This window comes from Streptomyces lydicus, assembly GCF_000717345.1.
GTDB lineage: Bacteria > Actinomycetota > Actinomycetes > Streptomycetales > Streptomycetaceae > Streptomyces > Streptomyces lydicus.
Genome location: NZ_JNZA01000014.1, coordinates 79,673 through 104,918 on the forward strand (window position 1 = coordinate 79,673; position 25,246 = coordinate 104,918).

The 25,246-nt window shown below is 72.8% G+C and carries 23 protein-coding genes; 11 read left to right on the forward strand and 12 right to left on the reverse strand.

The genetic code is table 11. The features are described 5' to 3' along the window. The first annotated feature begins 2 nt into the window (after positions 1–2). Positions 3–3,617, forward strand: coding sequence for a cobaltochelatase subunit CobN (gene cobN / locus OO62_RS15470; RefSeq protein ID WP_033267981.1), 3,615 nt, complete (start codon positions 3–5; stop codon positions 3,615–3,617). Positions 3,618–3,646: 29 nt separating this feature from the next. On the opposite strand, the gene OO62_RS15475 is transcribed toward cobN, so the two are convergent. Next, complete coding sequence (locus tag OO62_RS15475; RefSeq protein WP_033267982.1) at positions 3,647–4,399, reverse strand: DUF4097 family beta strand repeat-containing protein; 753 nt, start codon at positions 4,397–4,399, stop codon at positions 3,647–3,649. Between the two features lie 216 nt (positions 4,400–4,615). Between OO62_RS15475 and OO62_RS15480 the strand changes: the two genes are divergently transcribed. Then, a complete protein-coding gene (locus OO62_RS15480; protein ID WP_033267983.1) occupies positions 4,616–4,885 on the forward strand; it encodes a DUF1876 domain-containing protein in 270 nt (89 codons plus the stop codon). Between the two features lie 151 nt (positions 4,886–5,036). Here the strand turns inward: OO62_RS15480 and OO62_RS15485 are convergent, their stop codons facing one another. From OO62_RS15485 to OO62_RS15500, 4 genes are all read right to left on the reverse strand, one after another. Continuing rightward, a complete protein-coding gene (locus OO62_RS15485) occupies positions 5,037–6,368 on the reverse strand; it encodes an LCP family protein (RefSeq protein ID WP_051733225.1) in 1,332 nt (443 codons plus the stop codon). A gap of 285 nt (positions 6,369–6,653) precedes the next feature. After that, a complete protein-coding gene (locus tag OO62_RS15490; RefSeq protein ID WP_228332484.1) occupies positions 6,654–6,827 on the reverse strand; it encodes a hypothetical protein in 174 nt (57 codons plus the stop codon). A gap of 335 nt (positions 6,828–7,162) precedes the next feature. Then, the gene (locus OO62_RS15495; protein WP_033267984.1) at positions 7,163–8,128 is read right to left on the reverse strand and encodes a M56 family metallopeptidase; all 966 of its coding nucleotides are present in this window, start codon (positions 8,126–8,128) and stop codon (positions 7,163–7,165) included. 3 nt (positions 8,129–8,131) lie between these two features. Continuing rightward, positions 8,132–8,623, reverse strand: a complete 492-nt coding sequence (locus OO62_RS15500) for a BlaI/MecI/CopY family transcriptional regulator (RefSeq protein WP_033267985.1) — start codon at positions 8,621–8,623, stop codon at positions 8,132–8,134. A gap of 456 nt (positions 8,624–9,079) precedes the next feature. On the opposite strand from OO62_RS15500, the gene OO62_RS15505 reads away from it, so the two are divergent. The 4 genes from OO62_RS15505 (at position 9,080) to OO62_RS15520 (ending at position 11,747) form a co-directional block, all read left to right on the forward strand. Then, a complete protein-coding gene (locus OO62_RS15505) occupies positions 9,080–9,310 on the forward strand; it encodes a hypothetical protein (protein ID WP_051733266.1) in 231 nt (76 codons plus the stop codon). Further along, positions 9,307–10,293 carry an acyl-CoA desaturase gene (locus OO62_RS15510; RefSeq protein ID WP_033267987.1) on the forward strand — a complete coding sequence of 329 codons (987 nt, stop codon included), beginning with the start codon at positions 9,307–9,309 and terminating at the stop codon, positions 10,291–10,293. Before OO62_RS15505 ends, OO62_RS15510 begins: the two co-directional genes overlap by 4 nt. Then, entirely contained in the window at positions 10,290–10,724 is a 435-nt protein-coding gene (locus tag OO62_RS15515) for a DUF5994 family protein (RefSeq protein ID WP_033267988.1), read from the forward strand. The genes OO62_RS15510 and OO62_RS15515 overlap by 4 nt, the downstream gene beginning before the upstream one ends. Before the next feature lie 441 nt (positions 10,725–11,165). After that, complete coding sequence (locus tag OO62_RS15520; protein ID WP_033268122.1) at positions 11,166–11,747, forward strand: DUF6344 domain-containing protein; 582 nt, start codon at positions 11,166–11,168, stop codon at positions 11,745–11,747. 444 nt (positions 11,748–12,191) lie between these two features. Here the strand turns inward: OO62_RS15520 and OO62_RS15525 are convergent, their stop codons facing one another. From OO62_RS15525 to fabI, 3 genes are read right to left on the reverse strand one after another with little or no spacing between them, the layout of a single operon-like run. Next, the gene (locus tag OO62_RS15525; protein ID WP_051733227.1) at positions 12,192–13,703 is read right to left on the reverse strand and encodes a class I adenylate-forming enzyme family protein; all 1,512 of its coding nucleotides are present in this window, start codon (positions 13,701–13,703) and stop codon (positions 12,192–12,194) included. Further along, the gene (locus OO62_RS15530) at positions 13,700–14,203 is read right to left on the reverse strand and encodes a MaoC family dehydratase (RefSeq protein WP_051733229.1); all 504 of its coding nucleotides are present in this window, start codon (positions 14,201–14,203) and stop codon (positions 13,700–13,702) included. The genes OO62_RS15525 and OO62_RS15530 overlap by 4 nt, the downstream gene beginning before the upstream one ends. A gap of 5 nt (positions 14,204–14,208) precedes the next feature. Next, positions 14,209–14,979 (reverse strand): enoyl-ACP reductase FabI, encoded by a 771-nt coding sequence (gene fabI / locus OO62_RS15535; RefSeq protein WP_033267989.1) that lies wholly within the window; start codon positions 14,977–14,979, stop codon positions 14,209–14,211. A gap of 193 nt (positions 14,980–15,172) precedes the next feature. On the opposite strand from fabI, the gene OO62_RS15540 reads away from it, so the two are divergent. Then, positions 15,173–15,427, forward strand: a complete 255-nt coding sequence (locus tag OO62_RS15540; RefSeq protein WP_033268125.1) for an acyl carrier protein — start codon at positions 15,173–15,175, stop codon at positions 15,425–15,427. 549 nt (positions 15,428–15,976) lie between these two features. Next, positions 15,977–16,510 carry a 4'-phosphopantetheinyl transferase family protein gene (locus OO62_RS15545; protein WP_033267990.1) on the forward strand — a complete coding sequence of 178 codons (534 nt, stop codon included), beginning with the start codon at positions 15,977–15,979 and terminating at the stop codon, positions 16,508–16,510. A gap of 34 nt (positions 16,511–16,544) precedes the next feature. Here OO62_RS15545 and OO62_RS15550 read toward each other — a convergent pair whose 3' ends face one another. Then, entirely contained in the window at positions 16,545–17,819 is a 1,275-nt protein-coding gene (locus OO62_RS15550; protein ID WP_248782292.1) for a helix-turn-helix transcriptional regulator, read from the reverse strand. A gap of 386 nt (positions 17,820–18,205) precedes the next feature. On the opposite strand from OO62_RS15550, the gene OO62_RS15555 reads away from it, so the two are divergent. Further along, complete coding sequence (locus tag OO62_RS15555) at positions 18,206–19,447, forward strand: aldehyde dehydrogenase family protein (protein ID WP_051733230.1); 1,242 nt, start codon at positions 18,206–18,208, stop codon at positions 19,445–19,447. Next, complete coding sequence (locus OO62_RS15560; RefSeq protein ID WP_033267992.1) at positions 19,444–21,153, forward strand: thiamine pyrophosphate-binding protein; 1,710 nt, start codon at positions 19,444–19,446, stop codon at positions 21,151–21,153. The genes OO62_RS15555 and OO62_RS15560 overlap by 4 nt, the downstream gene beginning before the upstream one ends. A gap of 431 nt (positions 21,154–21,584) precedes the next feature. Here the strand turns inward: OO62_RS15560 and OO62_RS15565 are convergent, their stop codons facing one another. Both OO62_RS15565 and OO62_RS15570 read right to left on the reverse strand, forming a co-directional pair. After that, the gene (locus tag OO62_RS15565; RefSeq protein ID WP_051733268.1) at positions 21,585–22,337 is read right to left on the reverse strand and encodes an ABC transporter permease; all 753 of its coding nucleotides are present in this window, start codon (positions 22,335–22,337) and stop codon (positions 21,585–21,587) included. Between the two features lie 74 nt (positions 22,338–22,411). After that, complete coding sequence (locus OO62_RS15570; RefSeq protein WP_078617195.1) at positions 22,412–23,068, reverse strand: DUF1707 SHOCT-like domain-containing protein; 657 nt, start codon at positions 23,066–23,068, stop codon at positions 22,412–22,414. 336 nt (positions 23,069–23,404) lie between these two features. On the opposite strand from OO62_RS15570, the gene OO62_RS15575 reads away from it, so the two are divergent. Further along, complete coding sequence (locus OO62_RS15575) at positions 23,405–24,652, forward strand: helix-turn-helix domain-containing protein (protein ID WP_078617179.1); 1,248 nt, start codon at positions 23,405–23,407, stop codon at positions 24,650–24,652. 58 nt (positions 24,653–24,710) lie between these two features. Here OO62_RS15575 and OO62_RS15580 read toward each other — a convergent pair whose 3' ends face one another. After that, positions 24,711–24,890: a DUF5708 family protein gene (locus OO62_RS15580; RefSeq protein ID WP_033267993.1), complete on the reverse strand. Its 180-nt coding sequence runs from the start codon at positions 24,888–24,890 to the stop codon at positions 24,711–24,713. Between the last annotated feature and the right edge of the window lie 356 nt (positions 24,891–25,246).

Below are 25,246 nucleotides of genomic sequence, written 5' to 3' on the forward strand. Positions count from 1 at the left end.
GCATGCTTCTCCTGCTGTCGACCTCCGACACCGACCTGCTCAGCGCCCGCGCGGCCACGGGTCCCGTGCCGTACCGGCTCGCCAACCCCGCCCGCCTCGACGTGGCCGAGCTGCCCGCCCTGCTGGAAGGCACCGACCTCGTCGTGGTCCGCCTCCTCGGCGGCATCCGCGCCTGGCAGGAGGGGCTCGACGTCCTGCTCGCCGAGGACCAGCACCGCCCGGTCGTCGTGCTCACCGGTGAACAGGCCCCCGACGCCCAGCTCATGGAGCAGTCCACCGTGCCGGTCGGCATCGCGGCCGAGGCGCACGCCTATCTCGCGCACGGCGGCCCCGCCAACCTCGACCAGCTCGCCCGCTTCCTCTCCGACACCGTCCTGCTGACCGGCCACGGCTTCGAGCCGCCGGCCGCCGCCCCCACCTGGGGGCCCCTGGAGTGGGAGTCCCGCAACGCGACCGGCCCGGCCATCGCGGTGCTCTACTACCGCGCCCACCACATGAGCGGCAACACGGCCTTCGTACGGACCCTGTGCGAGCAGATCGAGGCCGCCGGCGGCCGGGCCCGCCCGCTGTTCGTCGCCTCGCTCCGCGCGCCCGAACCGGAGCTGCTCGACGCGCTGCGGACCGCGGACGCGCTGGTCACCACCGTGCTCGCGGCGGGCGGCACCAAGCCCGCCGGGGCCTCGGCCGGCGGCGACGACGAGTCCTGGGACGCCGGCGCGCTGGCCGCGCTCGACGTGCCGATCCTCCAGGCGCTGTGCCTGACCGGGTCGCGCAGCGCCTGGGAGGAGAACGACGAGGGGCTGTCCCCGCTGGACGCGGCCAGCCAGATCGCGGTCCCGGAGTTCGACGGGCGGCTGATCACCGTGCCGTTCTCCTTCAAGGAGGTCGACGAGGACGGTCTGCCGGTCTACGTCGCCGACCCCGAGCGGGCCGCCCGGGTCGCCGGCATCGCCGTGCGCCACGCCCGGCTGCGCCACATCCCGGCCGCGGACAAGCGCCTCGCGCTGGTGCTGTCCGCGTACCCGACCAAGCACTCCCGGATCGGCAACGCGGTCGGTCTGGACACCCCCGCGAGCGCGGTGGCACTGCTGCGCCGCCTGCGGGCCGAGGGCTACGACTTCGGTGACGAGAGCAACGAGCCGGTCCCGGGCCTGGAATCCGGCGACGGCGACGAGCTGATCTACGCCCTCATCGAGGCCGGCGGCCACGACCAGGAGTGGCTGACCGAGGAGCAGCTGGCCCGCAACCCGGTCCGCATCCCGGCCGCCGACTACAAGCGCTGGTACGCCACGCTCCCGCAGGAACTCCGCGACTCCGTCGAGCAGCACTGGGGGCCGCCGCCCGGCGAGATGTTCGTCGACCGCAGCCGCAACCCCGACGGCGACATCGTGCTGGCCGCGCTGCGCCGCGGCAATCTGCTGATCCTCATCCAGCCGCCGCGCGGCTTCGGTGAGAACCCCATCGCGATCTACCACGACCCCGATCTGCCGCCCTCGCACCACTACTTGGCGGCCTACCGCTGGATCGCGGCTTCCGCCGACGACGGCGGTTTCGGTGCGGACGCCATGGTCCACCTGGGCAAGCACGGCAACCTGGAGTGGCTCCCGGGCAAGAACGCCGGGCTGTCCGCCGCCTGCGGGCCGGACGCCGCCCTCGGCGACCTGCCCCTCGTCTACCCCTTCCTGGTCAACGACCCGGGCGAGGGCACCCAGGCCAAGCGCCGGGTGCACGCCACCCTCGTCGACCACCTCGTCCCGCCGATGGCCCGCGCCGAGTCCTACGGCGACATCGCGCGCCTGGAGCAGCTGCTCGACGAGTACGCGGCGATCTCCGCCATGGACCCGGCCAAGCTGCCGGCGATCCGCGCCCAGATCTGGACGCTGATCCAGGCCGCCAAGCTCGACCACGACCTGGGCATGGACGAGCGGCCCGACGACGACGGCTTCGACGACTTCCTGCTGCACGTCGACGGCTGGCTGTGCGAGGTCAAGGACGCCCAGATCCGCGACGGTCTGCACGTCCTCGGCGGCGCGCCGACCGGCGAGGCCCGGGTCAATCTCGTCCTCGCCATCCTCCGCGCCCGGCAGATCTGGGGCGGCACCTCGGCCCTGCCCGGGCTGCGCGAGGCGCTCGGCCTGGACGAGTCCGCGGCGACCCGTACGACCGCCGACGACGCCGAGGAGAAGGCCCGGGCCCTTGTCCAGGCGATGGAGGACGCCGGCTGGGACCCGGCGGCGGTGGCCCGCGTCGCCGAGGGCCACCCGGCCGCGGTCGCCGACATCCTCGACTTCGCCGCCCGCGAGGTCGTCCCGCGGCTGGCCGCGACCACCGACGAGATCGACCACGCCGTGCACGCGCTGAACGGCGGGTTCGTGCCGGCCGGCCCGTCCGGCTCCCCGCTCCGCGGCCTGGTCAACGTCCTCCCGACGGGCCGCAACTTCTACTCCGTCGACCCCAAGGCCGTCCCCTCCCGTCTGGCCTGGGAGACCGGCCAGGCCCTGGCGGACTCGCTGCTGGAGCGCTACCGCACCGACAACGGCGAGTGGCCGCAGTCGGTCGGCCTGTCCCTGTGGGGCACCAGCGCGATGCGCACCAGCGGCGACGACGTGGCCGAGGCGCTGGCCCTGCTGGGCGTCCGGCCCGTGTGGGACGACGCCTCCCGCCGCGTCACCGGCCTGGAGCCGATCGCCCCCGCCGAGCTGGGCCGCCCCCGCATCGACGTCACCCTGCGCATCTCCGGCTTCTTCCGGGACGCGTTCCCGCACGTCATCGGCCTGCTGGACGACGCCGTGCGGATGGCCGCCGCCCTGGACGAGCCCGCCGACGAGAACTACGTACGGGCCCACGCCCAGGCGGACCTGGCGGCACACGGCGACGAGCGCCGCGCCACCACCCGGATCTTCGGCTCCCGCCCCGGTACGTACGGCGCGGGCCTGCTCCAGCTGATCGACTCCCGCGACTGGCGCACCGACGCCGACCTCGCCGAGGTCTACACCGTCTGGGGCGGTTACGCCTACGGCCGCGGCCTGGAGGGCCGTCCGGCGCGCGCCGAGATGGAGACCGCCTACAAGCGGATCGCGGTCGCGGCCAAGAACACCGACACCCGCGAGCACGACATCGCGGACTCCGACGACTACTTCCAGTACCACGGCGGCATGGTCGCCACCGTCAAGGCGCTCAAGGGCAAGGCGCCCGCCGCCTACATCGGCGACTCCACCCGCCCCGAGACGGTCCGTACCCGGACGCTGGTGGAGGAGACCTCCCGGGTCTTCCGGGCCCGGGTCGTCAACCCCCGCTGGATCGAGGCGATGCGCCGCCACGGCTACAAGGGTGCCTTCGAACTCGCCGCGACCGTGGACTACTTGTTCGGCTACGACGCCACCACGGGCGTGGTCGCCGACTGGATGTACGACAAGCTCGCCCAGACCTACGTCCTGGACCCGGAGAACCGTGCCTTCCTCCAGGAGGCCAACCCCTGGGCCCTGCACGGCATCGCCGAACGCCTCCTGGAGGCCGAGTCCCGCGGCATGTGGGAGAAGCCGGACGCGGAGACGCTGGCCGCCCTGCGCGAGGCGTTCCTGGAGACCGAGGGGGAGCTGGAGGGCGAGGACGGCTGACGGGCCGCACCGCCGCCGGGCGCGGGGCGTCAGGAGGCGGTGGTGCCGGCCGTGATGTCGCCGTTGTCGGTCGTCAGGTCCAGCCGCAGCGTGCCCGACGGGTCGTCGGGCACGCTGATGTCCTTGTCGCCGCTGCTGGTCCGGGCGGAGACGCGGTAGCGGGCCTCGGGCACCCGTACCGTGACGGAGCCGTTGGAGGTCTTCGCCCGGACGCTCTGCGGGGTGGCCGGGGTCAGGTCGATCTCCCCGTTGGTGGTCTCGGCGTCGATGTGCGACCCGGACAGGGCGCGGCCGGTGATCCGGCCGTTGGAGGTCCGTACGTCGACCGGGCCGGTCACCGCGTCCAGCTCGACGGCCCCCGAGCCGGTGCGCACGTCCACCGCCCCGACCCTGCTCAGGTCCAGCTCACCGTTCGAGGTCTGCCCGCTCACCGGGAGGCCCGCGGGCAGCGCGACGGTGTAGTCCACCGAGCAGCCGTCGCCGCAGCCGCCGAGCACCAGCACCCCGTCCTCGACGCGGTGGGTCGGCCGTGCCGGACGGTGGCCGTGGTAGGTGACCGAGCGGTGGACCCCTACCGTGCCGCTGCTCCGGCCGTCCGGTGCGGTGCCGCCGCGGAGCGTGACGTCGCCCGCGGCGCTGTCCACCCGCACCGCCGTGATCTTCTTCGGCACCACGGCGTCGTCCCGGAACGTCTTGCCCGGCAGCAGGCCGCAGGCGCCGATGCCCAGGGTCCCGGCGCAGACGAGCGTGGCGGCCCCGATGGTGCGGACGCGCAGGTGCATGAAGTCCCCCGGTGGGCTCGGTGGTTGCTGAGGTGGCCGGTCATCCCCCGCCGCCGGCCGGATGCCTCACGCTAGGGCCGCGGCCGTGGCCCCTGCCATGGGGAAAACCCCACGGTCGCGGTGCGGTGAGCCCCAGGTGCGTGGCGCGGGCGGCGGTGCGACGATTTTCGTGGGGGCAGGTCCTGTGCTGCGCAGGGGACGTAGAGGAGGCTTCCGGTGACCACGAAGACATGGAACGCCGAGATCACCATCACCGAGACCGACAGCGAGGTCAGAGCCGAGGCCAGGCTCCGAGGCAAGGAGGGCGGGCAGATGGTCGGCCAGGGGTCGGCCCGCTGCAACCCCGCCGATGAGAACGTCCCCGCCATCGGGGACGAGTTGGCCGTGGCCCGCGCGATGTCGGACCTCAGCCACCAGCTGCTCCAGCGGGCCGCGCACGACATCGAGGTGCACACGGCCCGGCCGGTGGAGCGACTCCAGGCATGAGGGCCGCCGGGGCCGCACCCCGGCGAACGCGGCAGCGGTGCCGGGGCCCGTACGGCACGGTGTGCCACGCGGGCCGGGGCGCGAGCCGAGGTGTGCCGGTGGCCCCGTTCCGCGCCGCACCCCCGTGCTCCGGGCCTAGGGCGTGTCCGCCCTAGCCGGTCGATTCCGCGGAGAAGTCCGGCCCGATCGTCAGCGTCACCGCGCCCGGTGCCGCCGCGGCCGACTCCGTCGCCTTGATGCCGCGCAGGTGCCCGGCGAGCACCTCGCTCTGGGTCTTGAGCGCGGCGGGGTAGGTGACGGTGGTCTTGTCCGTCGCCGGGGCGTTCCCGGTGGCGATCACGGTGAAGCCCATCTTGCGCAGCTGCTCGGCCGCGGCGGCGGCCTGGCCCGGGGTCCCGGTGCCGTTGAGGACGCGTACCTGGACGGCGTGCGCAGTGATGGGACTCTTGGCGGCCTCGGCGAACTTCTTCTTGCCGGCGGCGCCGATCTCGCGGTCGTGGGCCAGATCGCTGAACAGCTCGGTGGCCTGCGGGTATTGCCAGACCACATTGGCCTTGTCGGTGGGGACGTCGGCCTGGCGGTAGTAGTTCGGGACGGTCAGGAAGGTCAGCCGGTCGGAGGGGATGTCCTTGACCGTCGACGCCAGGTCGTAGAGCTGCGTCAGTCCGGCCAGGTCGTTGTCGGTGGTGATCGACTTGGTCGCCGAGTCCAGGAAGTCGTAGAGCTCGCCGGGGCTGGTCAGCTTCTCCTGCGCCTTGGCGCCGAGCGCCTTCATGAACTCCTGCTGGCGGCCGATCCGGCCGAGGTCGGAGCCGTCACCGACGCTGTAGCGGGTACGGACGTAGCCCAGCGCCTTCTCGTCCTGGACGTTCTGGCACCCCGCCTCCATGTCGAGGTGGGCCTTCTTGTCGTGGATGGCGTGCTTGGGGCAGACCTCGATGCCGCCCAGCGCGTTGACCATGCCCTTGAAGCCCTGGAAGTCGACCGAGGTGAAGTGGTCGATGCGCAGCCCGGTGTTCTGCTCGACGGTCTTGATGGTGCAGGCCGCGGCCTTGCGGATGTCGCCTGAGTCGCCGCCGATCGAGAACGCCTCGTTGATCTTGAAGTGGTGCGGGGACGACTTCGAGCCGTTGCCCCGGCTGCAGGCGGGGATCTTCACCCAGGAGTCGCGCGGGAAGGACACCGCGGTGGCCCACTTATGGTTGGCCGCGATGTGCAGCACCATCAGGGTGTCCGACTGCATGGTGGTCAGGCCCTTGCCGTACTTGGCGTTGGCCCCGGCACGGCTGTCGGACCCGACGACCAGGATGTTCTTGGACCCGGGGCTGAGGTTGACCGGCCGCTTGCCGTCGACACCGATGTCCACGCCGTGGATGTTGCCGTCCAGGTGCTGGTAGATCCAGGCCCCGACACCGGCCGTGGCGAGCAGCAGGACACCGAGCACACCGCCGGTCCAGGCGACGATGCGACCGCGCCGGGTCACCCGCACACCACCGGATTTGCCCGCTCGGCGGGAGCCGCCGGCGCGGCGTGCGGAACCGCCGGACCTGCGACCAGAGGTGTCGCCGTCCGTACGGGACGTGTCGGGTGCGCCGCCCCGTCGGGCCGTCTGCTGGTGCGTCTGCCTGTCATGCACGCCGATGGCCCTTCTGGTCCTTCTGTTCCCGTTGATGCGGGTGATGAGAGTGAGATGGTGCGGGGAAAGGGGCGGTTTCACGTGAAACGGCCCGCGAGGCCGACGGCAGCGGCGCCGGGCGGAGGTGACGGGTCAGATGCCGGTGCTGGGCAGGAGCCGGATGGACTCGGGGTCGTAGCAGTGCCAGCGCGGGCCGTCGCCGCCGGGCAGGGTACGCAGCCGGCACCACAACTCGCCCGCGTCGTCCGTCCACCAGGCGTTGATCCGGCCCAACCTCCACGTGCCGTCCGGGTATTGGACCTCCACGGGCTGATAGACCCATCGCACCTCCGCCTCTGGAGGCGGGCAGTCCCAGCTCAGGAGTCCGCACCTCGTCGCCATCTCCCCCTCCGGCCGCGCCCGTTGCGCATGTGTGCGCGCAACTGTACCGGGAAGTTCTACAAGGTTGTAGAAGTCGCCGGTCATGCGCCCGCTCACCGCGTTCCGCGGGGCACGCCCCCGGGAGAGTCAGGGATCAGTGTGCACGTAGAGCGGACGTGGTGCCCCGAGAACGTCAAACCGGGCGCAGGGGGAGTCTCGGGAGCCACGGGAAATCAGGGAAAACCGGCGCAGCTCGGTGATCCGGGGCGAAACCCGGCGAATCAGAGCGGGGTCGCCGCCTTGAGGACGAGGAACAGCGCCACCGCCGCGTTGAGGGCGGAGAGCGCGGAGGCGGCCGTACCCGCCGCGGCGACCAGGGCCGCCAGGCCCGCCGGGGTCAGCGCCGGCGGCCAGTGCCGGGCCGGCGGCACCGGACCGAGCAGTGCCGCCACCCGGCGCGGTACGGGCCCCGGTTCGGGCGCCGCGAAGTGCGCCAGTTCCGGGGCGGCCCCGGGCCGTGCGATCAGGGCCGCCCGGCCCACCGCGCGGGCGGTCAGCCGCCGGTCGCCGACCGTCCGCGCCGCCTCCTCGTCCGCCCAGCGCTCGGTGGCGAAGGCGACCGCGGAACGCAGCGGCAGCAGCAGCGGATTGACGCAGCCGGCCAGGCGCACGGCGAGCAGATAGCGGTGGTGGCGGCAGCGCAGATGCGCGCGTTCGTGGGCGAGGAGGGCGCGCCGCTCGTCCTCGTCCAGGCTGTGCAGCATGCCGCGGGAGACCGCGATCCGGCCCGGGCGGGCGGGCCGGCCGGGGCGGGCGGGGGTCCCGGGCACGGCGTAGGCGTACGGCTCGTCGTCGGGGAGCACGGCCGGGTCGGCGCCGGCCGGCAGGACGTCCAGCGCGCGGTGGGCGCGGGCCCGGATGCGGCGGTGCCGGCGCAGCGTCGCGCCGCACGCCGTGAGCGCCGCGGCCAGCAGCGGGATCGCGGCGGCGCCGGCGATCTCGGCGTACGGCACCGCGGCCCGCACCTCCGGGTCCGACCAGCCGTCGGGCAGCGGATTGCCGGGCAGCTGCGCGGTGCCGACGACCATCAGCAGGCCCAGGCAGAGCGTGCTGCACAGGCCGAGGACGGCCGCGAGCAGGGTCAGCAGACGGGTGCTGACGCGCGGGTGGAGGTGCTGCTCCGCGAGCCGGGCGATCGGCAGTGCGGTGACCGGCAGGACGAGCGGCAGGAACACGAAGACGCCCACCGGTCAGCCTCCGGGTGTGTGGTCCGAGGGGTCGCGGTGGCCGGGGCCGTCCGGGGCCGCCGCGCCGGGGGCCGGCCCGTCGTCGGCGGCGCGGTCGAGGAGGGTGCGCAGCAGTTGCTCGTCGTGCGCCGAGAGCGCCGAGACGAAGCTGGCCAGCACGGCGTCCCGGTCCGGTTCGCCGTCCAGGACGCGGCGCATCCGCAGTGCGGCGAGCCCGGCCTCGTCGGCGGCCGGGGTCCACACGTAGGCGCGGCCGGACCGCTCGCGGGTGACGGCCTGCTTGGCGTGCAGCCGGGACAGGATCGTCATCACGGTCGTGTACGCGAGGTCGCCGCCGAGCCGTTGCTGCACCCAGGCGGCGGTGGCCGGGCCGGAGGAGTGGTGCAGCGCGGCCAGCACCTGGGCCTCCAGCTGCCCCTGCCCGCGTCGGCGGGCGCGCTCGCGGCCGGACCCGCCGAGGTCGCCCAGCGACTTCCCGAAGGGCGTGCCGCCCATGTCGTGGCCTCCCGTCGCGCGGTGTCCCGCCGGCCGGGACGTCGGGCATCTTACTTACCGCCCGCATGCCGGGTGGCCGGATCCCGGCGGTCGAGCGGACCGGCCGCCCGGGCCGCGGGCCTCGCCCTCGACCCCTCTCGGGGCAGCGCCTGCTCGGTGTGAAGCAATGGCCATGCGGAAGTAAAATCTACATCCTTGTAGAAGTTGCCGGGCCGTGGCCCTCGCGTCCAGCGCGCCGGGACCCGCCACAGGCGTGCGGGTGCGGCTGCCGAAGACGTGCCGTGACCCCGTCGGATACGTGCCGTGACCCCGCGGGAGCGCGGGCGCGCCACCCGTTGGCCAGAGGTGGAATATCGCCCGTTACAAGGGGATTTGCACGGGTGTGCCGGGGTACCGTGGAAGCACCGGAACACCGAGGATGCCCGGAGATGCCGAGGGTTCGGTGAGGTGAGCTCCATGCAGACTCTCTTGACCGTGGTCGTGCTGCTGGCGCTGGTCGGCCTGGGGGCGTTGTTCATCGCCCGGCTCAATTCCCAGCAGGCGGGACGGATGGCCAGCCATCGCTATGCGGACTGGCGGGAGTCGATCCGGCAGCGCAGGCATCGGCGACCACGCGGTGACGCCCCTCCCGGACCGCAGGTGGCCTCCTCGCCCCCGCCCTCCGGCAAGCCGGAGAACGAGCTGTGACCTCGACCGACCGCCCCACCCCGTCTGCACAGGACTACGACGGGACCTCGCCGTTCCCGGAGAGCGGCGCCCCCCGTCCGCCGAGCGGCGGCCGGCGGCTGTACGTCACGATCACCGGCATCATCGTCGTCGCCCCGTTCGTCGGCCTGGCCGTCGCCATCCCCCTCCTGTGGGGCAGCGTCGTCCACCTCACCGACCTCGTCCTCCTGGCCGTCTTCTACGTCGTCTCCGGCCTCGGCGTCACCATCGGCTTCCACCGCGGCCTCACCCACGGCAGCTACACCGCCACCCCCGCGCTGCGGATCGCGCTCGCCGTCGCCGGCTCGCTCAGCTTCCAGGGCGCCGTCATCGACTGGGTCGCCACCCACCGCCGGCACCACGCCTTCACCGACCGGCCCGGCGATCCGCACTCCCCGTACCGCTACGGCACCAGCCTGCACGGCCAGCTGCGCGGAATGGTCCACTCCCACATCGGCTGGCTCTTCGGCGACGACCCCACCTCGCACCGGCACTACGCCCCCGATCTGCTGGCCGACCGCGGAATCCGCGCCGTGGACCGGGCCTTCCCCGCGCTGTGCCTGGTCACCCTCGGTCTGCCGTGCGCGCTGGGCTGGGTGCTCGGCGGCACGTGGGTCACGGCGCTGACCGCGCTGCTGTGGGCGGGGTTCATCCGGATCGCGCTGCTGCACCACGTCACCTGGAGCGTCAATTCGCTCTGCCACGTCATCGGTGAGCGGCCGTTCCGCACCCGGCGCCACGACCGGGCGACCAACCTGTGGCCGCTGGCCCTGCTCTCCTTCGGCGAGAGCTGGCACAACATGCACCACGCCGACCCGACCTGCGCGCGGCACGGCGTCGACCGCGGTCAGGTCGACGTGTCCGCCGCGGTCATCCGGCTCTTCGAACGCCTCGGCTGGGTCTGGAACGTCCGCTGGCCCGACCCCGACCGTCTGGCGGCCCGTCGCATCGGGAGCACCGCATGACCATCGACTCAGGGGACCGCGCCCGTCCGGCGCCGCACCGGCACCACAGCCCGCCGCCGGTCGCCCGCCTTGCCATCGCCCCGCACACCGACACGGTGCGGCGGATCGACGGCGCCTGGTGGCCGCACACGGCGGACCTGCTCGCCGAACTCCCCGAGCTGCTGACCGCGTTGCCCTTCGACTGGCCGCGGATCACCCACGCCACGGTCAACGGCGCGGGCTGGCCGGCCCTGCCCACACACACCCTGGTCTACGGCCATGTCGTCCGCCTCCGCCGGACCGTCGGCCGCCCCGGCCCGGACACCGTCTGCCTGGTCTCCCCCGGCCACGGCCGCTGGGACCTGCTGATCATCCGGCCCGAGACCCCGGAGCCCGAGGCCGTCCGCATCATGGCCGAGATGGCCCGCACGGGAGCACCCACACCCGCCTGAACGGCGAGGATCCGCCCCCGGCAGCCCGTCGGCACCACCGACGGGCGTCGTGCTGCCCGCGCCCGTGGAAGCGTCGGAACCGGCCATAACCCGAGAACCCGCCGCGCGCATCCTCCGGCACCTCGGCCGTCGCGGTCGAACCGGCCTCAGCCGAGCGGTTGACCGGGCCCTGCGACCGCCGCCGACCTGCTGCTCCCGGTCCGTGGCTACTGCGTACGGGTGGTGTTCATCGGAAGAACGCCGATCCGGGGGCGTCGGTCCGTGAATCCTCCCATTGCGTACTCATCATAAGAAAACGCAACAGAAGCGACGCAACGTAAGCGATGCGAGCGAAGTGCCGCAACTGCTGCGATGCAACGGACGTACTCGCACGACAGCAGGACCAGACCACGAAGCACCGGATCTCTCGGGGAGATCCTGACCGAAAGAGAGGGAATGACCATGGCTGCCACCAAGGTCATGAAGTTCTGGGCGGTGTGCCTTGCCGTGCTCGGCAAGCTGCTGGCATCGCTGGGTGTCTCCGCGCCGGCCTCGGCCGCGCGCCGCGAGGCCGCACTGTACGAGCGCACCCTGGGCAACGGGGGCGCGGGTACCGACGCGCCGGGCGCCGAGGTGCCAAAGGGGGTGTCCAGCGCCGAACCGCACCGTGATCCGGACGCGGGATCCCCTACGGTGCCCACGGCACGTGCCGTGCCCCGTGTGCCCGCCCCGCGTGCCGTGCCGCAGGTGAACCACGCCTGGCCGACCCGCCGGACGGTCGCCCGGCCCGAGCTGCCGCCGACCATCAAGCAGCGCATCCGGGCCGAGGCCCACGGCTCCTCGCCGGGTCTGCGCAGCCGCGTCACCCGCGGCCTGGAGCCGCTGATGGGCGCCCCCGTGCCGCACGACGCCGCGCCGCACACCCCCGCGCCGCGGGACGGCGCGCAGGAGTACGCCGCTCCGCAGCACGCCACCGACGCGGACGCCCGTCCCGCGGCCATCCCGGCCGCGCGCCGGCGGGTGGACGCCGCCCGTACCGTCTGAGCCGGGCAGCGACATGTCCCATGGCCAGGCCCGTCGGCCGGACAGGGACGGGACGCGGCGCGTGACAGCTCCGCGCCGAGCAGACCGGACGCACACGAGGCGACGGTGACGAGGACGATGCAGGCACAGGAACAGACGCAGACGTAGACGTAGACGAGGGCGAAGCGACGAGGACGCTGAACGCGCGGACGACGCCGAGGTGATGAGAGCGTGTGGATGTTCCACGTGAAACATCGGCCGGCGGAGGAGACCGCGAGGAAGGCCGAGACGTCGGAGCGGAAGACAGACGCCAGACGCCAGAGGGCAGAAGACAGTAGACCTAGGACAGAACGAGAAGTCCCCCAGACGTGAACCACCCGTAGGACTGTCAGCCGCAGGACTGCCAGGACTGCCACCCGTAGGACAACGCCCGCAGGGGCAATCGCCCCTCGCACGACAGGAGTTCTAGCGCCCGGCCCCGGGTCGGGGTACCGGTCCCGGACCTTCTCCCGGCTCCAGCTCCAGCCCCAGCTGTGCACGCAACGCGCGCGTGTCCGGCTTTCCGTTGGCGGTGAGCGGGAAGTGGTCGACGACATGGACCGCGTTGGGCTGTTCGTACTCCGCGAGGTGCTCGGCCAGCCGCCGGCGCCAGACGAGCGGGGCCTCGCCCGCGGGGTCCGCGACGACGAAGTGCAGGGCACTGCCGCGGCGTTGGTCCTCGACCGCCAGCACCTTGACCGGTCGCCCGCAGCTCTCGGCGCGGCGCTCCAGGCTCTCGGGATAGAGCGTGAAGCCCAGCCGGTGGACGGCCTGATTGCGGCCCACCACCCGCACGGTGCCGTCGGCGTCGACGCTGCCCAGGTCCGCCGTCGGGTACCAGGCGTCCGGGTCGACGGGTGTGAGCGAGCCGTCCTCCTGGAGGTAGCCGGCCATCAGCCCGGGGGAGCGCACCTCGATGCCGCCGAGCTCGCCGGGGCCGGCAGCGCTGCCGTCGGGCCGTCTCACGCGTAGCCGTACGCCGGGCAGCGGACGCCCGCAGCCGTGCGGCGTTTCCGGGGTGGCCAGTGCGACATTGCCGAGTTCCGTCAGGCCGTAGCCGTCCAGCAACGGGCGGCCCATCGTCGTGCGGAAGGACTCGGCCAGCGGTGTGGGCAGCGGTGCGCCGCCCACGCCCCAGACGCGTACGCCCGCGAGTCCGGCGCGTACCTCGGGGCGGCGGCGCACCACGCCCAGCAGCGAGTGGTACGTGGACGGGGCGGCGTCCACGGCGGTGGCGCCGTGCGCGGCGGCCTGGGTGACGGCCGCGTCGAGCCGCTGGTAGGGGGTGACCAGCAGCGTGCAACGGGCCAGCCACCACAGCAGGATGACGGAGAGCCCGTACTGGTGGGAGAAGGGCAGCAGCGGCGCGAACACGTCGTCCGCGCGGTAGCCCATGGCTTCGATGGTGCGCAGCGAGTTGTCGAGCACCGCACGGCCCGGCTTGACGATGCCCTTGGGCCGCCCGGTGGTGCCCGAGGACCACAGGACGAGCGCGTCGGGGCGGTGGAACCAGCGGTCCAGGTCGACCCCGGCGGGCGGGGGCGGCGGGGCGTCGGCGGACAGCCGCGGATAGTGGATGACGCGCTCGTCGGGGATGCCGGGGAAGCCGGCCGGGCGGTCGGCGGCGGTGACCAGCCAGCGGGCCCGGGCCTGCCGGGCGGCCGCGGCGGCGTCGGCGGCGGGCAGCCGGTGGTCGAGCGGGACGAGTGAGACGTCCAGGTGCATCAGGGCCAGCAGCGTCACGACGTAGTCGACGCTGTTGTCGCCCTGGACCAGGACCCGGTCGCCGGCGCGGAGGCCGAGTCCGCGCAGGGCGCCCGCGGTGCTGCCGACCCGGCGGTCGAGCGCCGGGCCGTCGAGGTGGCCGCCGCCGAGCGGGGCCGCGGTGCCGTCGACGAGCCGGGCGGCGGCGACCGGAGGGGCGATGGTGTCGGTCATGGGTGCTCCGATCCCGTGGGGTCGAGGGGGCGCCGCCCGGGCCGCGGGGCGGTGGCCGGGCACAGCAGTGAGGAGGTGGTGGTGGCCACCCACAGTCCGTCCGCGTCGTGGAACGCGCACTCGACGGTGAGCAGCCGGCGGTCCGCGAGGGTGGTGGTGCCGGCGAGGCGGACGGTCGCGTGGAGGGTGTCGCCGGCGTGTGCGGGGCGGGCGTGGCGCAGCGACTGGGAGCGGTGCACCGCCCCGTCGGTGGTGAAGTCGTCCCAGCCGCCCAGGAGTTGGTCCTCGGCGTGTGCGGCGAGGGTGGCCAGGTAGGTGGGCGGCGCGAGGGTGTCCGGGTGGCCGAGGGCCCGGGCGGCGGCCGGGTCGGTGTACGCGGGGTGGGGGTCACCGAGCGCGGCCGCGAACGCCGCGATCCGCTCCCGGTCGAGTGCGTACGGGCCGCACCGGAGGACGGTGGGCGGCGCGGCCGGGGGAGGCGGCGCCGGTCTTTCCGTCATGACGGTCAGTCGCCGATCATGTGGTGGCCGCCGTCCGCGTGCACGATCTCGCCGGTGGTGGCGGGCAGCCAGTCCGACAGCAGGGCCACACAGGTACGGGCCACCGGCTCGGCGTTCTGCGGGTCCCAGCCCAGCGGGGCACGGCTCGACCAGCTCTTCTCGAAGGACGGGCCGTCGCCGCCGATGCCCCGCGCGGCCAGGGTGCGCAGCGGGCCGGCCGCGACGAGGTTGGCCCGGATGCCCTGGTCGCCGAGATCCCGCGCCAGATAGCGCGAGCAGGCTTCGAGTCCCGCCTTCGCGACGCCCATCCAGTCGTAGCCCGGCCAGGCGCGGGACGCGTCGAAGTCCACGCCGACGACCGACGCGCCGGGGCGCAGCAGCGGACGGCAGGCCATGGTCAGCGCCACCAGGGAGTAGGTCGAGGTGTGCAGCGCGGCGGCCACATCGCGCCACGGCGCGGTCAGGAAGCCGCCGTCCAGGCAGGTGGCCGGGGCATTGGCGACCGAGTGCAGCACCCCGTCGATCCCGTCGAGGTGGGCGCCGACCCGGTCGGCAAGGGTGCTGAGCTGCGTCTCGTCCGTGACGTCCAGCTCCACGACGGGGGGCTCCTCCGGCAGCCGGCGGGCGAGCCGGGCCACCAGACTCGGCCGTCCGTACGCGGTGAGGACGATCTTGGCGCCCTCTTCCTGGGCGAGCCGGGCCACCGCGTAGGCGATGGAGCTTTCGGTGATCACACCCGTGACAACCAGGCGCTTTCCGTCGAGCAGACCGCTCATGCGGTTCCTCCGTCTGACTCGTTCTCGACTCCAGAGTCACTGAACATAACTCAGAAGCATTGTCCTGGCATGGTCTTGAAAGGTCGTCGTTGACAACCTATCGGACCTCCAGTTGACTAGAACAGTCAAGCATAGTCAAAAGAATGACTCTGATGTCACGGAGGGTGCGCCCTTCCGCAGAGAGGTGACCGTCATGACCGTCCCCACCCGCGAAGAGATCGTCGCTCAGCTCGCCGAGATCCTGCACGAGGTGGCCGGCGTGCTGCCGGCCGACGTGACCGAGGAGAAGTCCCTGGTCGAGGAGTTGGACGTGGACTCGCTGGCGATGGCGGAAGTCATCGTCGTAGCCGAGGAACGCTTCGGGATCGCTCTGCCCGAAGAGGAGATGAAGGACATGCGTACAGTTTTGGACATAGTGCTCCGCGTGGAGAAGCAGCTGGCGTCCTGAGGCGCCCACGTGCCGCGCACCGGAGCGGCCCGTCGGCCGGTGCGCTCCCGCCGGCCCGCACCACCCGGCAGGGGCGCACCCGCATCACTCCTGCCCGCCCCCGGATTCGTCGGTTGACAGTCGTTCAGATCGGCGAAAACTGGTAATCCCAGGCGGTAAACCAAAGTTGATTTTCAGTCGTCGCTTGTTGACGCAGGCATAGACCAGGGTTACCTTGAAGATCTCCGGAGGGTAAATCAAATCGACTCAGTGCACTGCTTTCTCGGATGTGACGATCCGTAGAAAGGAGACCATGGTGCGAGGGGATCTATGCGGGGGGACGAGCCTTTCTGTGGCGCGCATACGCTCAACCATGACGGCAGCCGGCACGGACCGGAGCGTACGCCCAAGGAGCCTGTAAGCAGCGGGAGTTGGGGGCCTCCCCACTCCTCCGAATTAGCCGACGGCAGTTTGCACATTTTCTCGCCCACGGTCGGCGACATTCGCGAAGTCAGTTGTTTGACGGCATTTCTCGCTCGTTTACTCCATTGTTCTCCGAGCGATATTCCGGTGGTCCCTGACGGCTTCGGCCGGCCGGTGTTCGCCGAGCCGCCCCCCGGCATCGGCTGGCCGCCCGGCGCCCGGCTCTGTCTCGGCATCGCCGCGGACCCCGCCCGCCAGCTCCTCGCCGTGACCCGGGACCTCCCCGTCGCCCTGTCCGTGCACACCGTTCCGCACGGCCCGGTCGGCCAACTGCTGCTCCCCTTCACCGAGTTGGAGCGCCGCCACGTCCAGGACGCCCCGGTCGGCCACCGGGCCCGCCGGCTGGCCCAGCTGTGGACCCGCAAGGAGGCGTCGCTGCGCCTGACCGGACCGGGCGGGCTGGCCATCGCCGACGAGATCGACGCGCTGAGCGAGGCGCGGGACGGCAAGGTCGTGATCCCCGCGTCCCTCGCCCACCCGGGCGGCATCGCCTACGTCCGCGACCTGCCCGCCGGCCCGCAGACCGTGGCCTGCGCGGCCACCGCCGCCCCGGCGCCGGAGGTCCGCATCTGGCGGCCGGACTGCCTCGACGCGCCGGCCGGCACGGCGCCCGCCGGCTGAGCCGTACGCCCCGCCACCGGGCGCGCCGGCTCCGCTACGGCATCAGTACCGCATGCGGATCCGGCCCGTCGCCCTGCCGGCCGCCGGCGCTCAGCTCACGCCAGCTCTCCAGCGCCAGCCGGAACGCGCCGGCCTGCTCGTACCCCTCCGCGGCCTGCTTGAAGGCGGCCTCGGCGGCGTCCTCGGAGCCGCTCGCACGGTGCGCGCGGGCGGTGTGCAGCAGGCACCGGGCGCGGTCGAGCGGCGAGAGGTCACCGGAGGCGGGATCGATCGCCGCGGCGTGCTCGGCGGCCGCCCCGGGCCGGCCCGCGCGCAGCGCCGCGGCCGTCTCCAGCACGGCCAGCCAGGTCGCCGAGGACGGCGTGTCCACCAGCGCCGCCGCCTGCCGGGCGCGGGTGAGCAGCGCGTCCGCCTGCGCCGGCGTGCCCGCGGCGAGCGCCAGCAGCGTACGGGCCCGCGCCAGCCGCAGCCGGAGCCGCACCCCGTCCGTCGAGGCGAGCTGCTGCTCCGCCTCGGCCATCAGCTCCATCGCCTGCTCCGGATGCCCGCCCAGATAGCGAGCGCCGGCCACCGCCCACAGCGCGCCGGCCCGCAGCTCACCGGCCGGCAGCGGCTCGACCTGTGCGCTCAGCTCCGTCCCGAGCTGCTCGGCGCGGCTCCACTCGCCGCTGTCGACGGACGCGGACAACAGCGCCACCCGCGCCTGGGCCCGCTCCGGACGCCCGGGCTCCAGCTCGCCGGTGACCCGTACCGCCTCCTCGGCGAAGCGCACCCCCTCCGAGAGCCGTCCCGCGGCGCGCAGCAGCTGGGCCAGCTCGACGGCGACCCGGGCGTGCAGCACGGGCGCGGAGCGGGTGAGCGGGTCGTCGAGGAGGTGGCGCAGCGCCGCTTCGTGGCGGTCCGGTTCGTCGAGCCGGCCGAGGACGGTGGCCAGCTCCCAGCGGGCCTCCCAGCGCACCTCGTCCTGGTCGGCGCCGCCGGTCTGCTCCACCAGGGACTCCAGCTGCCGGCGCGCCGCGGGCCAGTCGCCGGCCAGCGCACTGGCGCGGGCCGCCACCAACTGGCCGACCAGGCCCAGCCGGTGGGTCAGCCGGTCGCCCGGCTCCTCGGCGGCGCTGAGCGCCTCGACTGTCGTGCCGAGCCGCTCGGCGAGCGACCGGGCGATCTTCGCGCCCGGAATTCTGCGGCCGTTCTCCACCAGCGAGACATAGCTGGGGGAGAGGTCGTCGCCGGCGAGGTCCCCTTGCGACAGACCCTGAGCGCGCCGGGTCTCCCGCACGCGCTTCCCGAAAGCAGGCTGCTCAATCACCAAGAAAATCGCTCGCAGTTGAGAGGGGTGGACGGACGGTGACGATGTACGGACGGCTCCGGACGGAGGCCGTGTGATGACGGGGAGTCTACTCACCGGTCGTCCGCTCGGGGATGCCTGTGGACAACGTTCCCTCGCCCGGGGAGTCATTTTTTGTCACTTATGGACGCCGGGATTCCCCTTGCCGTCGGGTGGGCGTTACGACAGCTGAGAGGCGCGCCGGGCCGTACGGCGCACGAGGGGGCGGGGCGCGGCCGGGCGACCGGGAGCCGTCGAGGGCGGAGTCGCTTGTCACATCGGCCAGTCGAGTGCAATGACTTTACTTGACAATAAATGACAATTGGCTGACGCTGACCCTCCATGGACTACGCCCCCAGGAGGGACATATGAGCTCCGCTCCCGCATGGCCGACCGTGGCCGCCGAGCCGGAGGGCAGCCTCGCGCGCCACCGTGCGGCGGCCGTGCACCGGGTCCGGGACTTCCTGGTGAACGACGCCGGTACCGTGCACGAGCTGCTGTGCGAGATCTCCACCCACCGCGCCGCGCGCTACGAGATCGAGTCGACCGTCGCCACCCTCGACGGGGCCCTGGACGAGGTGGCCGCCCACCGGCCCGGCCGGGTCCCCCGCCTGGCCGCCTTCATGCCGTCGAACGTCATCCTCTACTCCTACGCCCTCTACCTCCTGGTGCCCGCCCTCTACACCGACCGCCTGGTCTTCCGCCCCTCCAGCCGGGTCAAGGACCAGATGCGCCGGCTGCACACCCTGCTCGCCGAACAGCACGGCCTGCCCATCGAGCTCACCACCGCCAGCCAGCGGGACTTCCTGCACGACCACGTGCTCCCCGCCGACGTGGTGGTCTTCACCGGCGCCTACGCCAACGCCGAGCAGATCCGTGCCCGGCTCTCCCCCGGTCAGCTGTTCCTCTTCCTCGGCTCCGGCGTCAACCCGTTCGTCGTCGCGCCCGGAGCCGACGTCGAGCGGGCGGCCCGCGACGCCATCGCCATCCGGGTCCTCAACACCGGCCAGGACTGCCTGGGTCCCGACCTCTTCAGCGTCCACGAGCCGCTGCTCGAACCGTTCGTCGACGCGCTGGTCAGCGAGCTGAAGGGGCTGCGCTACGGCCCCTACACCGACCCGGACGCCGACTTCGGGCCGATCTTCTACGACAGTGCGCTGGAGGACGGCGCGCAGTTCCTCGCCCGCCACCGCGGCGACATCGTGCACGGCGGACACGTCGACTTCCGCGGCCGCCGGCTCGACCCCACTGTCGTCGTCGGCGAGGAGGTCACCCCGCGCACCCACGTCCCGGAGTTCTTCGCGCCGATCTTCAACGTCGCCTCCTACCGCGACGAGGACGCCCTCGCCACCACGCTCACCACCGGCATGTTCACCGAACGCGCCCTGGGCTCCAGCGTCTACGGCCACGCCCCGCGCCTGGTCGAGGCGTTGCGCCGGCGAACCACCGTCACCCTCGACACCACCCTGCTGTCCATCGACGACGGCAACGCCCCGTTCGGCGGCTACGGCCGGATGGCCAACTACATCTCCGACGGGCACGAGGTGCGCGCCGAGCCCGTCCTGATCTCCAAGGCCGTCGCCGCCCACCGCCCGGGAGCCGCCCGATGACCGCGACGACCCACCCCACCGCCTGGGCCGCGCTCGCCGACTATCTGCGCCACCTCGGCAGCGGGCCGGTCTTCGGGCTGCCCGGCGACGACATGGCGCTGCTCGGCGAGCTGGAGCGCGCCGACACCCCGGTCGTGCTCTGCCGCGACCAGCGCAACGCCCTGTTCATGGCGACCGGTTACGCGCTCGCCGCCGGCCGCCCCGGCGTCTGCGTGATCGGCAAGGGCCCGGCGCTGACCAACGCGCTCACCGGCGTCCTGGAGGCACGGTCGGCCGCCGCCCCGCTGATCCTGATCGCCGACGGCACCCGGCTCGACCGGCTGGGCACCGGCGCCTTCCAGGAGCTGGACCAGCTGACCGCGGTCCGCCCGTACGTGAAGTGGGCGGCCCGCATCGACCACGCCGACCGGCTGCCCGGCGCCCTGGAGAAGGCCGCCGCGCTCGCCGTCAACGGCACCCCCGGCCCCGTCTACCTGGAGCTCGCGGAACAGCTCGCGGACCAGCAGGTCACCCGCAACGGCCCCTGGCGCCCGGTTGCGCCCCAGCGGCCGTCCCCCGACCAGGACGCGCTCGCCGCCACCGCGGAGCGCATCGCCGCCGCCGAGCGGCCGTTGCTGCTGGTCGGCGGCGGGGCCCGGCACCGCAACACCGGCCGGCGCATCGAGCGGCTCGCCGAGCGTCTCGGCGCCGGCGTGTTCACCACCGCCTCCGGCCGCGGCGCGGTCGCCGAGGACCACCCCCTGTACTGCGGCGTCAGCGGCCTCTACACCGTCGCGCCGATGGACGCGCTGTGGCGCGAGGCCGACCTCGTCATCGCCCTGGGCAGCCGCCTGGAGGAGACCGCCACCTTCGGCTGGCCCGAGGACGCCGCGCAACTCCCCGTCATCCAGGCCGTGGTGAGCGAGGAGAGCCTGGTCATGGAGCGGCCCGGGGCACACGTCCTCGGTGACGCCGGGCGGATCGTGGACGGCTGGGCGGCGCTGCTGGGCGGGCACCGGGCAACCGGTGACTGGCCCGAGCGGATCCGCACCGCACGGACCGCGCTGGCGCAGCGCGCCGCGGACCGTGCCGAGGAGGCCGTCAAGCGGGTGCCCGAGGGGGCCGTCCCGGTCTCGCAGGTGCTGACCGCCCTCGACCGCGCCGTCCCCGCCGACCGGGTCCTGGTCCAGGAGAACGGCCTTCAGGACATGTGGTCGTACTTCTTCCCGCACTACGTGCTGGGCACCGGCGGCGGGTCCGTCGTGCCCAGCGAGCAGACCCCGCTGGGCTTCGGCGCGGCGGCCGCGGTCGGCGTACGACTGGCCGAGCCGGCCGGCCGGCCGGTGGTCGCGGTGGTGGGTGACGGCGCCTTCAACCTCTTCCGCTGCGAGCTCCCCACCGTCGCGGACGCCGGCGCCTCGGTGCTCTATCTCGTGCTGGACAACGGCGGTTACGGCTGGCTCCAGTCCAACCTCGACCGGGTCAGCGGCCCCGCCTCCCGCTTCTCCTTCACCACCCCGCGCCCCACCGGCACCGAGGGCGTAGCCCTCGCCCACGGCCTGGGCTACGCCCGGGTCACGCACCCCGACGACCTCCCCGCCGCGCTGTCCACCGCCTGGCAACGGGTCGCCGCCGGCACCACCTCGATCGTCGAAATAGCCGTCGCCCTCCCGGACACGCCGCCCGGAATGACAGCCGCATCCGGCGACTTTCCCTTGCGGGAGTAATTCCCACGTTGTTGTCTGTCCCGCCGTGGGTGTTGCTCGCCGTTGCGCTTTGCGGCGCCGCCGCACGTTGTCGGCTTTCCCGCCGTGTGTCGTCTCGCCGTTGCGCCTGCGGCGGGCGTGGGTGGTCGGGTGCGGTGCCGGCCCTCCAGACTTCGTCCTTCGGTCCAGCCCCTCCCGTGAGTGGATAGACAAAGGCCGGTGGGGGCGGGCGTCAGTAACGACGTCCGCCCCCACCGGCCTTCAACTTTCTCTCCCACGGGAGGGGACGGGCCGGAGGGGCCTGTTCTGTGGACGTAAAGCGAAGCAGTCCACAGAACAGGCCCCGGAGGTCCGTCACCGCACCCACAACAACCCGGCCCGCCGCAGGCGCAACGGCGAGCAACCACCACGGCGGGACGGACAACAACGTGGGAAGCCCCCAAGCGGCGCGCCTACGTCTTGGAGCGGAACTTGGCGATAGCCAAAGGTGCTGTGACCGCGGTGAGGGTCAGGGACCAGGCAAGGGTCCAGAGGACCGGGCCGGCCACCGGGCCGGTGCCCAGGGTGAGGCCGCGGGCCGCGTCGGCCATGTGGGTCAGGGGGTTGATGCGGGTGAAGGTCTGGAGCCAGTCCGGCATGGTCGTGGGGGACACGAAGATCGAGGAGCCGAACTGCAGCGGGGTCAGCACCAGGACCGAGAGCCCCTGGATCGCCTGGGCGGAGCGCAGGGTCAGGCCCAGCAGCATGAAGATCCAGATGAGCGAGGTGCCGAAGACGGCGGTGAGTCCGACGGCCGCGGCGATGCCCGGCCAGCGCCCGGTGAAGTCGAAGCCGAGCACGGCCGCGACGAGCAGCAGGACCGCGAGGGCGACCAGCATCCGGCCGGTCTCCACCACGATCTTGGCCAGCAGCACCGAGGAGCGGGCGATGGGCATCGTACGGAACCGGTCCATCACGCCCGTACGGAAGTCGTCGTTGACGCCGGTGCCCACGGCCATGGCGATGGTCATGCCGAGGATCACCATCAGGCCCGGTACGAGAAAGGCGGTGTACCGGGCGCGGGAGCCGCCGACCGCGCCGCCGAAGACGAAGACGAAGAGCACCGTCAGCACGATCGGCATGAGGAGCGCGTCGGTCATCGACTCGGGGTTCTGCCGGATCTGCAGGAGGTTGCGCCGGACCAGGGCCCCGGTGTGCCGGACCATGGCCCGCGGGCGTATCCGTCCCTCGTCGGCGAGCGGGGCGTCGGTCCCGGGGCGGGGCGCCGCCTGATACGCCGTCACGCCCGGCCGCGGCGTTCGTCGAGCCACCTCTGCCAGTACGTGCGGCGGTCGCTGCTCGGGTGGGCGACGATGATGTCGCCGAAGACGGCGGAGCCGGTGATGCGCACGCGCGGGGTGATCGCTTCCGGGCCGGAGTGCTCCCGGATCAGGTTGCGTACGTCGCCGAGGACGGTGCTGCAGTTCATCTCCACCCGGACGCCTTCCGGGAGCAGCAGGTGGACGTCGCCGACGATCGCGCGGGCCTGGATGGTCAGCTCGCCGGTCGACGGGGCGGGGGAGGCGCACAAGTCGAGGGTGAGGTCTCCGAAGACCGCGGTGGCCTCGATGCCGTGTTCCAGGGAGGGGCTGTGATGGGTGACGTCGCCGAAGGCGGCGCGGAAGCTGCGCTGGCCGGTGGCGGTTCGGGCGGATTCGGGGGCGGTGACGTGCGGCAGGTCCTCGCCGACCGAGCTCAACTCCTCGCGGGTGCGGGCGAGATACGCGGCCTCGGAACGCTCCGCCAGTTCCTCCAGGGTCAGCCGGCCCTCGGCGGTGGCCTCCCGGAGCCGCTCGACCATGTCCTCGCGTTCGGCGTCCGACGCCAGCACCGAGCGCGACGAGGCGGACGGGGGCGCCAGATCCTTGTGCAGATCGGGGCGTTGGGGCTGCGTCATGGAGAGTGCCTCCGCGGGGTCCGGCAGGGGTGGGACGTCGGTCGCCTCATCGGACCACGTCACACCGGGCGCGGACATCGGCGTGGGGTAGTACATCGAAAGGTTGACCCGTGGCGGCGGGGCACACAGTTCGGTGTACTCGGCAGCCGGTTTTTACGGCGCCCAGGGCCTCCGGCGAAATGATCTCGGAGGGCCGGTGAAGAACGGTGAAGGAATCCGAATATCGGTCGACTTCTTCTTGACTAGTTGGTAAAGTGCGCAGCACTCATTGTGACTCGCCGATTTGATACAGCCGGCCGGAGTCATCCAACGTTCGAAATCCGGAGGGCTTGTCGAATGCCTGAGCTGGCGGACACCGGGCGGCGTATCAAAGAGCTTCGGGTCAGCGCGGGAATGACACAGCACGACCTTGCCGGGGCCGAGATGTCGTCCAGCTACATCTCGCTCGTCGAACGCGGGAAGCGCATTCCCAGCGGCCGGGCGCTGCGGATCCTGGCGGAACGCCTCGGGGTCGGCGTGGACGAAATATCCAGAGGCGCCGAGCCGGTCGAAACCACCAGCCGGGTCCGCCGGCTGGACCTGGTCGGACGATTGGTGGCGGCCCGCCGGCAATGGGAGGGCGGCGACGCCGAGGGTGCGCTGTCAGAATTCCGCGCACTGGCCGAGATTGACCCCGCCGGGCGGCAGGACGACGTATTTACCGAGGCCCAGCTCGCCATTGCCGAAATACTGGGCACGCTGGGCCGCGCCGACGAGGGCGCCGACGTCCTGCTGCGCATGCTGGACGCGCTGGCCCCCGCCCCGTACGCCGAGGCCAGGCTGCGCGCCCTGATCGCGCTCGCCGACCTGCTGGAGTCGGCCGGCCGGGTCCAGGACGGGCTGCGTTACGCGCTCACCGGCTTCCTCGAATGCGCCGACCGGAGCCCGGGCAGCGGCTTCCACGCCCTGCTCGTGCTGGAGGTGCTGACCCGCTGCGCGTACTGGAGCGGCTGCCCCGACTGGGCGCCCGGTACTGACCACGGCCGGCCGTCCGCGGACGGTGTGCTCCCCGGGCCGCGGGCCACCATCGATCTGCACCGGGCGCTCGATCTGCGCGACCGGGGCGAGGTGGCGCGCGCCGCCGAGCTGCTGGGCGAGTGCGCGCGCCGGGTCACCCCGGCCGCCGGCTTCCCGCTCTGGGAGAAGATCAGCGGCCACTACGCCCTGCTGCTCCTGGAGCGCGGCGAGACGGCGGCGGCCCGCAGCATCGTCGAGCGCGGCCTCGTCGTCGCCTCGGTGGCGCAGGAGCCGGACTTCCCGCTGTGGCTGAGCACCGCGGAGGCGGTGTGTGCCCAGGCGGCCGGCGACCCGGACCGGCTCTTCGCGCTGGGCGAGGAGGTCGCCGCGCTGCCCGACACCGGCCGCAGCCACGAGAAAGCCGCCGCGCTCGGTGAGATCGCGGCGGCGTGTGAGCGGACGGGGGACCGGGAAAGGGCGGCCGGACACTTCCGGTATTCCGCGGAGCTGTTCCGGCGGGCCCAGGCGTACCGGCACGCCGAGCGGGCCCGGGAACGGCTGGCGGACCTCCTCGAAAAGCGCGGCTGACGCCGGCGGGAGAAAGCGCCGCGGCGCCGCAAATGCCGTTATTGCGCCCAATGCGCGCTTATTTATTAGCCTTCTTTCCAAGGCCCAGGAGTGCGAACAGCGCCTCCGCGCCGCCGACGATCGCGAGCACCAGACCGGCCTTGTGGAGCGAGACCACCGGAGTCTCCACTTCCTTTGTGGTCAGCCACAGGATCAGCCCGACGATCGCCAGAACAATACCTACCGCAATACCCTTCATCGGTTCCCTCGTCCCTAGTGACGGTGCCCCGCACGATGCCGCGGGGCCAGTTGTACGGACCAGCGTCCCGTCAGACCGGGCCATTCGGATCATCCGCAGGTAGGCACTTTCCGACCCGGCGTCTGTCACTTTCTATGTACTCCGGCCCCTACCTGGGGGCCGCCGGGCCCCGCCGAGGCGCCGCCCGGCCGCTGCGAACCCCCCTCCGGCATCGCCGTCCTGGCCCCTACAGTCAATTTTCATGACAGTGCGAGTCATGTGTCTGAGAGCGTTTTCGCTGGTACGGGGCTTGGTCGGGGCAGGAGTCGCACACCGAGGGCGCGCTGACTCTCCGACCGACTGTTGACAAGCAGATG